A 10,724-nucleotide genomic window follows, 5' to 3' on the forward strand; every position below is an offset into this window, starting at 1 on the left:
CATGGCCGCCAGCAACGACCGCGCCCAGCTCGCCGTTCGTGTCACACCGAACGCGAAGAAGTCCGAGTTCGCCGGCTGGACCGCTGATGAAAAAGGCCGCCCCGTTCTTCTCGTGAAACTCGCCGCCCCGCCTGTCGATGGCAAAGCCAACACGGAGCTGATCAGCTTCCTCGCCAAGTCTCTCGGCTGTCCCAAAGGCCAGATCACCTTGCTGCGCGGCACTTCCAGCCGGCAGAAGGCGGTGGAGCTTCCCGCTGCGATGATGGAGAGCCTGCCGAAGTGATTCTATGTTGGAGGGCAACGCTCCTGCGTTGCCGAATTCGGCAAGGCAGGAACCGAAGCGCAGCGGAGATAGCCAGCCGCAGGCTGCCCGAAGGGATGGCGAAGCCAGGCAACCTTGCCCTCCTGTTTACCCCCTCGCCCGCTCAAGCAGGTTCATCATGAGGTAGGACAGCATGAGGGCCATCTGCTCGCCTTCGCTAGCCTCGCCGGTGGGCTCCAGTTTGAAGACTCCTTCAAAGAAGGCCGGCTGCTTCGTCAAACGCATCACGGGACTGTCGGCGCCCACCCGGCTCGCGATGTAGCTCGGATGCAGCATGTAGCCGGAAAACGCCCCGAGGATGGGAATGCCGCTCACGATGCCATCCAGCAGCTTGACCCAGGGATTCTCCTCCTGAATCGCAAACGTCGGTGACTGCGCGCCCGGCGCGAAGACATCGTAATGCGCACGCCAGAGGGACTTCATGCCTCGCCGTCCGACGGCGCCGAGCACCTCGCCCGTGGGCGACTTGAAGGTGTAACGTGCCGACCAGTCGATGATGCGGTCCGCCTCGATCGTCGCCACGAGCTGCTGCATCGTGTCATCGGTGAAGACCTCCACCTTCTCACGCAGACGCAGCAGCTTCTGCTTCACGTAACAAATCGTCCTCCCGGTGGAATCCGTCACATAGATCTGCGGTGCGAGAGCGATCAGCTTGAAGCGAAAAGAGAGCGGATAGTTCATGAGGCCGCCAAGGTGGCCTCAATCACCGTGCTGGCAAGCTCTCAAGCAGCGCCTTCGCGCACGCCGTCGCGAACTCGGGCGCGTTGATTTCGCAATCCATGACCACCAGCGGGATGTCCACACGCAGATGATGTTTGATCGCGTCAAAGAGCGCGGCGTCGGCCTCGGCGTCGTGAAACGGCTTCCCTTCGGCGCTGATGATGCTGATCGCCTTCCGCGGAATCAGCACGGTCACGGGTCCACGGTACGCGTTCGCCTTCTCCGCGAGGATGCGGCCGAGTTCGGCGCACTCTTCGGCATTGGTGCGCATGAGCGTGACCTGGGGGTTGTGGATGTAGAAGGTGCGGCCTTCGAACTTCGCCGGAACGGTCGCCCGTTCGCCGAAGTTGACCATGTCGAGACAGCCGGGCGTGATGATCGCAGGAATGCCCGCCTTTGCCGCCGCATCGAGGCGCGTTGGCCCGGCACCGAGGATGCCGCCGACGAGTTCATCGGCCCACTCGGTCGTCGTGACATCGAGAACGCCCGCGAACATGCCGCTTTCGATGAGCGACTCCATGATTTTGCCGCCGGTTCCCGTGGCGTGGAAGACGAGCACTTCGTAGCCAGCATCTTCGAGGATCTGCTTCGCCATGTTCACGCACTCCGTCGTGTTGCCGAACATCGAGGCGGCGATCAGCGGCTTGTCATCGCCGGCAGGCACCTCTGTTTCCACCATGCCGCAAATCGCACCGGCGGCGCGGGCGAGCAGCACACGGGAAATGCGGTTGATGCCGCTGACATCGACGATGCTCGGAAACATCACAATATCCTTCGTGCCGACATACGGGGCCACATTGCCAGCGGCCAGCGTCGAGACCATCACCTTCGGAAACCCGACCGGCAGCGCACGCATCGCCGCGGAGCCGATCGCCGTGCCGCCACCGCCGCCGAGCGAGATGACGCCCTGCACCTTGCCGCCTTCGACCAGGGCCGAGAGATACTTCGCCGCCGCGCCCGCCATCGCCGTCACGGCCTCGCCACGGTCTTTGCGCTCGATGATGCCTGCCAGATCGACATCCCCGGCCGCCGCAACCTCTTCCCGCGTCACATCCGGCTTCACCTGCGGCGCTTCACCGCTGCCGGTGTCGATGAGGAGCGTCTGATGGCCGCGGGCGCGGATAATGTCCGCCACGTAGGCGTGTTCGTGACCTTTGGTGTCGAGAGTGCCGAGAACTGCGATGGTTGCCATGACACAGGATAAAAGCGGGCACGGGAAGAACAGCAACCGTTTCACACCAGCGGCTATCCGTCGTCCACCCTCCACCGCCCCATTTTCCTCCCCCTCCGGCGTTGACCACGAGCCCCCGCTTGGCATAAGCAGAGGTTCCCCATGTCCCAAGCCGTCTTCCGCACCATCCCCCTCCGCGACCTCACCGCCGACCAGCTTCTTGACCTCTCGAAGCGCATGAAGCTCTCGCTTTCCAAAGCGGACATGCTCGCCGTGCAGAAGATCTTCCAGGACGAGGGCCGCGATCCCACGGACGTCGAGATGGAAGTCGTCGCCCAGACCTGGAGCGAGCACTGCAAGCACCGCATCTTCGGCGCGAAGATTTATCACACGCTCAACGGCCAGCAGGAGGTCGTGGACGGCCTCTTCAAGACCTACATCCGCAACGTCACCGAGGAGATCTGCAAAACAAAGCCCGACTTCGTGCTCAGCGCCTTCGAGGACAACGCGGGCTTCGTGAAGCTCGACGACGACAAGGCCGTCTGCCTCAAAGTGGAGACGCACAACCACCCCAGCGCCATCGAGCCCTACGCAGGTGCGAACACCGGCCTCGGCGGCGTGATCCGCGACATCCTCGGCGCAGGCAAAGGCGCGAAGCCGGTCGCCTCCATCGACGTGTTCTGCTTCGGCCCGCCCGATATCGAGCAGGAAGACATCAAGGCCAAGGACGTCATCCATCCGCTCGGCGTCATGCGCGGTGTCGTTCGCGGCGTGCGCGACTACGGCAACCGCATGGGCATCCCCACGGTGAACGGCGCGATCCAGTTCGACGACACCTTCATCTACAATCCCCTCGTCTTCTGCGGCACCGCCGGCATCATCCCGATCAAGGACATCGCCAAGGAAGTGAAGCCCGGCCATCTGCTCATCGCTGCGGGCGGCCGCACCGGCAAGGACGGCCTCAAAGGCGCCACCTTCTCTTCCGCCGAGCTCACCACCGACTCGCACGAGGAAGACCAGACCGCCGTGCAGATCGGCAATCCCATCGAAGAAAAGAAAGCCGCCGATTTCGTGCTCGCCGCACGAGAGAAGGGCCTCATTCAATTCGTCACTGACTGCGGGGCGGGTGGTTTCAGTTCCGCTGCGGGTGAAATGCTGCGCGAGACTGGCGGCGAAGTGTGGCTGGAAAATGCACCGCTCAAAGCCCCCGATCTCGAAAGCTGGCAGGTCTTCATCAGCGAATCCCAGGAGCGCATGGTCATCGCCATCGAGGAAAAAGATCTCGAGGCGATGCACGAGCTCGCCGCGATTTATCAGACCGAACTCTGCGTGCTCGCGAAGGCCGACGGCTCGCAGCGCCTCAAGGTCATGCACCACGGCACCACCGTGTGCGACATGCACGTCGCCGCGCTACACGAGGCCCCGCGCCGTGAGATGCGTGCCAAGTGGCGTGCGCCTGCCGATGTGAAGCCCACCGTGCCCGTGCGTCCCGAGTCGTGGACTGACACGCTCAAGACCCTGCTCTCTGACTTCTCCATCGTCTCCCGCGAACCCGTCATCCGCGAATACGACCACGAAGTGCAGGGCAACACCGTCCTCAAGCCGCTCGCCGGTGCCGCCGGTGACGCGCCACAGGACGGCAGCGTCATTCGCGTGGACAACAGCAACCAGCTTGTCTCCCTCGCCTGCGCCTTGCTTCCCGAGTGGGGCAAAACCGACCCGCATCTCATGGGCCGCGCCGTCGTCGATGAGTGCGTGCGCCAGCTCGTCGCCATGGGGTCGAATCCCGACCGCATCGCCATCCTCGACAACTTCTGCATGGGCAATCCCGACAACGAGCGCGAGCTCGGCGCCCTCGTCGAATGCACCAAGGGCATGGCCAAGGCCGCCCTCGCCTATGGCGCTCCCTTCGTCTCCGGCAAGGACAGCTTTTACAACTACTTCGTCACCGACGAAGGCCCCGTCTCCATCCCCGTCACGCTTCTGCTCAGCGGCTTCGGCATCGTGGAAGATGCGAAGCACGTCGTCGGCGCCTCCCTGCGCCACGTCGGCAGCAAGATCGCCATCCTTGGCAAGGCCAGCACCGGTCTGCGCGGCAGCATCGTCGCCAAATACACCCAGGGCATCGGCATGGACGCCGGTCCGTCCTTCGACGAAGCCGAAAGCATGGCCGCGTATCGCCGCTACTTCGATCTCGTCAAACAGGGCGCCGTGCTCAGTGCTCACGACATCGGTGAAGGCGGCCTCGCCGTCGCGCTCGCCGAAATGACCTTCAGCGGCAAAGCCGGCCTCCGCATCGCCACGGACAAGATGCCCGCCGCCAGCGGCCTCACCACCGCCGAACTCCTCTTCGGCGAGACACCCGGCCGCATCCTCGTCGAGATCGCCCCTGAAAACGTCGCCGCCGCCGAAGCCGCCGGCCTCGTCATCATCGGCGAAGCCACCCGCGACCCCTACCTCTACATCTCCCACAACGGCACCACCCTCATCGACGCCAAAGCCGATCAGCTCAAGCCGCTGTGGAAGGACGGGCTGGTGAAGTATTATTGAAGTCCCAATCCGACGCCTGTAAAAGGAGGTTCGGGCCAACCGTACCGACTGCATGCAACGCCTGGTTGTTTGTCTTCTGGCCATTACTTCCGCCGCACTGGCGGAGGAGGCGAAGCTGGCTCCGAAAATCGATGCGCTGTTGTCGAAGAGCGAAAAGGCAGCGCCCGCGGATGATGCGGAGTTGCTGCGCCGCGTGTGGCTGGACTTTGACGGTGGCATCCCGACTGCGGAAGAGGCGCTGTCTTTTCTAGCGGACAAGTCGGCAGATAAACGGTCACGCTTGATCGACCGGCTCATCGACGCGCCGCGCTTCGCGGAGCGCATGGCGGAGGCGTTTCATGTGATGCTGATGGAACGCCGCGGTGAGAATGAAGCGTGGAAGACATGGCTGGTGGAGAGCTTCAAGACGAACAAGCCCTGGGACGCGATGGTGCGCGAGATGCTGGCACCAGATTTCCTCAACGAACAGCAGCGCGGCGCGGGCTACTTCATCACACGCCGCCTGGAGAAGGTGGGGCAGCAGGACACCGACTATCCGGGCCTCACACGCGACGTGGGGCGCATGTTCATGGGCATCGATTTGCAATGCTGCCAGTGCCACCGGCACCTGAGCGTGACGGACTACAAGCAGATCGACTTCAACGGCCTCTACACCGTGTATCAAAACCTCAAGCTCCAGCCGGTGGACGACAAGCACAAGACACCGTGGGTGAGCGAAGGACTCATCGCGGCGAAGTATGAGTTCGTCTCCGTGTTCACCGACAAGAAGGAGCAGACGGCGCCGCGCATCCCGTTTGGCGAGGAGGTGATGATTCCAGTCTCGACCGGCGATGACGGATGGCTCGTCAAACCGGACCGCAAGACGAAGGAAGTGGGCCAGCCGAAGTTCAGCCCGCTGCGCGAGATCGCCCAGCGCGTGCCTGCGCCGGAGAACGCGCTGTTTGCGAAGAACATCGCCAACCGCGTGTGGTGGCTGCTCAACGGCAAGGGCATCGTCGAGCCGCTCGATCTGCACCACACCGAGAATCCGCCGAGCCATCCGGAGTTGCTCGAACTCCTCGGCAAGGAGCTCACCGCGCATCATTTCGACCTGCGCTGGCTCATCCGCGAGATCGCGCTGACGAAACATTACCAGCGCGCCGGTGCCACGCAGCGCCATCTCATCGCCGAGCAGCAACTGCGCGCCTTCCTCGCCGCCACGGGCGAGCGCGAACGCCTCGAGAAGAACAAGAAACCCGACGCGGCCGTCGATGCGCAGAAGTACAGCCTCGCCGATTTCGAAAAAGCCTTCGCCGCCGCGCTGGCGAATCCGGCAAAGGAACCCGAGCTCGCCGCCAATCCCTCGCTGCGCAGCGCGCTGTTCCTGCGCAACAGCGACCACGTGCAGTGGGCGCTCAAACCGCGTGAAGGCAATTTGATCGACCAACTCTCGAAGCAAAGCGATCCCGCCGACGATCTCTATCTCACCGTCCTCACCCGCCTTCCGGATGCTGACGAAAAAGCAGAACTCGCCGCATGGCTGGCGAAGCACGCTGACAACAAGGCGCAGGCTTTGAGCGATTATGCATGGGCCCTGCTCAGCTCGACCGAATTCTTCGTGAATCACTGACCATTCGGCATTCCGCATTCGCCATTCGTCATTTCAATCATGAATCCCCTTTGCACACCTCGTGAGCACAGCCTTTCACGTCGGGCCTTTCTCGGCGGTGGGCTGAGCCTGCTGGCGTCGCCGGTGCTCGCAGAGGCGATGCGGCAGAAGGACAAGCAGGTGCTCTTTGTGTGGCTCGACGGCGGACTGTCGCAGCTAGAGTCATGGGATCCGAAACCGAACACGGAGTTCGGCGGCCCTTTCCGCAGCATCAAGACGAGCGTGCCGGGTGTTCACTTCTGCGAGCTAATGCCGAAGCTCGCCAAGCAGGCGCACAAACTCTGCGTGGTGCGCAGCATGTGCACGAAGGACAACGCACACTCCTCCGGCGTGGACCGCATCCAGCGCGGCGATCCAAAGAACCGCGGCGTGCCGTATCCGCACTTCGGCGCGGGTGTGGCGAAGCTGCTGGGACCGGGCGCGAGCGGACTGCCGCCTTATGTGTGGATCAAGCCGGGCAGCGGCGGCTTCCGCGCGGAAGACGCAGGCTTCCTCGGGCCAAAATACGGCTCCCTCGCCTTCGGCGACGGCAAACCACCGGACAATCTGCTGCGCCATCCCGACATCACCGCCGAGCAGAACGCAGCGCGCACCGAACTGCGGACGATGCTCGACAAACGCTTCGCCGCGAAACGCGACAAGCGCGTCGTGGAGGCGAATGCGTCCGTCTTTGACATGGCGGAGAAGCTCATGGCACGCGCCGACATCTTTGACACCACGAAGCTGCCTGAACGTGATCGCGAACGCTATGGACGGCATGATTTCGGCCAGCACATGCTTGTGGCGCGGCAGATGCTGGAGGCCGGAGTGCGTTTCGTCAAAGTGACGAGCTATGGCTGGGACACGCACGGCGATCACTTCAATTCGCAAACGACAATGATCCCGAAGTTCGACCAGGCCTTCAGCGCAATGCTTGAGGATCTCGAAGCCAGCGGACTGCTGAAGACGACGCTCGTCATCTGCCTGAGCGAGTTCGGCCGCACACCGCGCATCAACGGCCATGTGGGCCGCGATCACTGGCCGGAGGCGTGGAGCATCGCGATGGCAGGCCACGGCGTGAAGCATGGACTGGTCATCGGCGAGACAAACGAACGCGGCACCGAGGTGAAGTCGCAACCTTACGACATCGGCGCCGCCTTCCACACCTGGTATCAGGCGCTGGGCATCGACTCGCACCACACGGAGTTCGACAACGCAGGACAGCCGCTGCCGATCGCGCACGACGAGATGATGCAAATCAAGGAGGCGCTGGCGTGATGAAACTGGAGCCCAAACAGATCGCCGAATTCAAATCCGAGCGCCAGATCAGCGCGGCGAGATTCAGCGCGGATGGTTCCATGCTCGCGGCGGCCGGTTACGAGCCCGCGGTGCGGCGCTGGTCGTTCGATGGCAAAGATTTGACTCCCCAGCCCTCGCTGAATGGCTTTCACGGCTACACCACAGCATTGGTGTTTCATCCAGCAAAGCCCATCCTGTTCGCTGCGGACTCATGGGGACAACTCGCCTGCTTCGAAGGCGAGAAGGCGTTGTGGCGGAATGAAACAGCGCACGACGGATGGTTGCGGCAGATTGCAGTTTCAAATGTTGGCAGCCGCATCGCGACCTGCGGCAAAGATGGATTCGTGCGCGTTTGGGATGCCGCCACCGGCAAGAAACTAGTCGAGCATCACGCCGAAGAGGACGTCTATGCGCTGACGATGAGCGATGGCATCACGTTCGGCGACATGCGCGGGCGGATCGAGACATGGGATTTGAATTTGAAGAAGAAGCAGAAGTCCTTCGACGGCTCGGCGCTCTATAAGCTCGACCGCATCCAGGATCTCGGCGGCCTGCGCGTGCTGATGCACATCGATGAAGGCAAGACCCTGCTCGCCGCCGGCACGACTCCACAGAACGGCGCGACGCCGCAAAGCATCCCGACGATCCTGTTCTTCGACACTGCCACGGGCAAGCTCAGCAAGACCGTCACGCATGGCACGAACAAGGAAGGCTATGTGCAGGATCTCGTACAGCATCCATCAGGATGCCTGATGGCCGTGAGTGCCGGCACACCCGGCAGCGGGCAGTTGTTCCTCGTCGATCCCGCGGAGAAGGAAGCGTTTCACGAGAACAAGAAAATGGCCAACTGCCACGCGCTGGCGCTGCATCCCGACGGAAAACATTTCATCGTGACTTCAACGAACCGCGACAGCAACGGCAATGGCAAGTCACTCGCCAAGGACGGCAGCTACAAGACGAACACGTCACCGCTGCATCTGTTCGAGCTTTGATCGCCGCAATCAGCGGCCTCCGCGTTTCTGCGCCAATGCCGTCTCGGCGGCGATGATCATCTCTTTCAGCTGCGGGTCTTCGGGCAGAACGCTGGCAGCGTGATGCAGATGATCGAGCGCACGGTGCGGCAGGCCCGTCTGCATGTAAACCAGAGCCAGCGCCTTGCGCGTCTGGGGGTCATCGGGAGCCGCTTCAATGATCGATCGGAACACAGAGACAGCGTCGTCATAGCGGCCCACGCCTGCGAGCCCGAGGCCGAGGGTGAAGGCCACCGGCGGCTTGGAGGCCGCGGTCTGGTCCAGTTTGATGAGCTCGATGGTAGTGTCGAGGGACTCCTTGGGCCTGTTCAGACGAAGAAGAGAGTTGGAGAGATTGAGCAGCCCGTTTTGAAAACGCGGCTCGACCTTGAGCGCTTCCTGAAAGCACTTCACGGCCTTCTCATCCTTTCCGGAGTCCGAATAGGCCGCACCCAGATTTCCCCAGGTGCGATACTTGCCTGGGCTCTTGGCCACGGTGTCCTCCCACAGGCTCTCCCGGGTGCGCCAGACCTCGTTGCGCACGCAGGTGGCCCAGGAAAGAGCCACCACGCAAAGTCCGGCCACGGTAGGAACAGCCGCACGGTGCAGCTTGAAGCGCACATTCGCACTCCTCAGCAAGTCCAGCAGACAAGCGATGAGAATGAAGATGCCGATGGAGGGCATGTAGGAGCGGTGCTCCGCCACGAAGTCAGGAAGAGGGACCATTCCCGAGGACACGAACACGGTGGCAAAAAACCAGACCACGCACGCAAAGCCCAGCACCACGCGAACGTCTCCGCGGAACCGCCGGAACAGATACCAGGCCGAGCCGATGAATGCGGTGAGGAAGGCCAGCGCGATCAGAACGGGCCCCTGCACGAGCGATTCGTATTGGGGCCACTCGGGATCGATGTTGAGGCCGGTGGGCCAGACAAACAGCCTCAGATAATGAGCCACCACCGTGATTTCGGTCACGATGTAGTGCCAGTGGTTCAGCGGCGCGTCCCGGGAGTTCACGATGTTCATCGCCGCATGAACATCCAGACCTCCTTGCTGTGCCGCCGCGGTGGCAAACACCAGGATCGGAATAAGCGGCATGCAAAGCAGCAGCGGCAGCGCCCGCATCACCGCCGGGCGCAGCTTGGTTCCCCGCACCAGCCAGTCCAGCATCAGCGCCAGCAGCGGCACCATGAAGCCGTTCTCCTTGGTCTGCATCGCCAATAAAACCGCCACCACCGAACCGCCACGCAAGAGCCACACACCGGCGCGCGACGAGGCCGACAGGGACAGGAAATACAGCCAAAGGCTCAGAAGGGAGAACATCGCCGCCATCGAGGTGAAACGCTGAACGATGTAGGTGACGGACTCGACCGCGAGCGGATGCGCCGCAAAAAGGAGCGCCGAAGTCGCTGCGATGAACATCACCGAGCCCTGTTTCAAGCTCGCGGTCTTCTCCCCGCATCTCAGCAGCACGCTTATCAAGGCATACACCAGGATCGAATTGAAGGCGTGGATGACGACGTTGACCAAACGAAACCAGCGTGGATTGAAGTCATCCAGCATGTAGTTGAGGTAGAAGCTGGCATAGGCCACCGGACGCAGGATGGCATTTACCGCATAGTCAGGATCTGAACCCATCACCGCCGGACGGTTGGCGAACTCCTTGAAGTCCTTCAGGTAGTCAAAGCTGGCACCATCACGGAAAAAGGGATTGTCCTTCAGGTAAGTGTGGTCATCAAAAGCCAGGGGAAAGTCCGCAGTCCAGACATAAAGACCGGCGCAGAGACCCGCCAGCAGCACTGCCACCATGGCATGAACCCACTTCTTAGACAAAGTTGAACCGGCTGCTTCAGGCTGACTACGCGCAAAGATGACTTCCGGCTCAAGAGCAGCAGTTTCAGGCTCGTGAGAGCTGCTTGATGTCACAGAATTGGGTGTTTGGTGCTTGTTGCGGCGGCGCTTTGACATGTTTTCCCAATGGCTAAATTTAATTCGAAGCGATTGTGCCGTGAAGCGTCCCTTGAA

General features: G+C 62.1%; 8 protein-coding genes. 5 read left to right on the plus strand and 3 right to left on the minus strand.

The window, feature by feature from the left end; genetic code table 11:
- Nucleotide 1 precedes the first annotated feature (1 nt).
- Nucleotides 2–283 (plus strand): DUF167 domain-containing protein, encoded by a 282-nt coding sequence (locus KDL09_RS18520; protein WP_294388481.1) that lies wholly within the window; start codon nt 2–4, stop codon nt 281–283.
- Nucleotides 284–409: 126 nt separating this feature from the next.
- Here the strand turns inward: KDL09_RS18520 and KDL09_RS18525 are convergent, their stop codons facing one another.
- Together KDL09_RS18525 and KDL09_RS18530 are read right to left on the minus strand one after the other, a co-directional pair.
- Nucleotides 410–1,003, minus strand: a complete 594-nt coding sequence (locus tag KDL09_RS18525) for a hypothetical protein (protein WP_294388485.1) — start codon at nt 1,001–1,003, stop codon at nt 410–412.
- A 22-nt stretch (nt 1,004–1,025) separates the two neighbouring features.
- Nucleotides 1,026–2,234, minus strand: coding sequence for a Tm-1-like ATP-binding domain-containing protein (locus tag KDL09_RS18530; RefSeq protein ID WP_294388487.1), 1,209 nt, complete (start codon nt 2,232–2,234; stop codon nt 1,026–1,028).
- 141 nt (nt 2,235–2,375) lie between these two features.
- Between KDL09_RS18530 and purL the strand changes: the two genes are divergently transcribed.
- From purL to KDL09_RS18550, 4 genes are read left to right on the plus strand one after another with little or no spacing between them, the layout of a single operon-like run.
- Complete coding sequence (purL, locus tag KDL09_RS18535; protein WP_294388490.1) at nt 2,376–4,763, plus strand: phosphoribosylformylglycinamidine synthase subunit PurL; 2,388 nt, start codon at nt 2,376–2,378, stop codon at nt 4,761–4,763.
- A gap of 52 nt (nt 4,764–4,815) precedes the next feature.
- Complete coding sequence (locus KDL09_RS18540) at nt 4,816–6,372, plus strand: DUF1549 domain-containing protein (protein WP_294388492.1); 1,557 nt, start codon at nt 4,816–4,818, stop codon at nt 6,370–6,372.
- 39 nt (nt 6,373–6,411) lie between these two features.
- Entirely contained in the window at nt 6,412–7,668 is a 1,257-nt protein-coding gene (locus KDL09_RS18545; RefSeq protein ID WP_294388494.1) for a DUF1501 domain-containing protein, read from the plus strand.
- Nucleotides 7,668–8,681, plus strand: coding sequence for a hypothetical protein (locus KDL09_RS18550; RefSeq protein ID WP_294388497.1), 1,014 nt, complete (start codon nt 7,668–7,670; stop codon nt 8,679–8,681). The genes KDL09_RS18545 and KDL09_RS18550 overlap by 1 nt, the downstream gene beginning before the upstream one ends.
- A gap of 9 nt (nt 8,682–8,690) precedes the next feature.
- On the opposite strand, the gene KDL09_RS18555 is transcribed toward KDL09_RS18550, so the two are convergent.
- Complete coding sequence (locus KDL09_RS18555) at nt 8,691–10,508, minus strand: tetratricopeptide repeat protein (RefSeq protein WP_294388499.1); 1,818 nt, start codon at nt 10,506–10,508, stop codon at nt 8,691–8,693.
- Nucleotides 10,509–10,724 lie beyond the last annotated feature (216 nt).

Source organism: Prosthecobacter sp., assembly GCF_020439865.1.
Classification (GTDB): domain Bacteria; phylum Verrucomicrobiota; class Verrucomicrobiia; order Verrucomicrobiales; family Verrucomicrobiaceae; genus Prosthecobacter.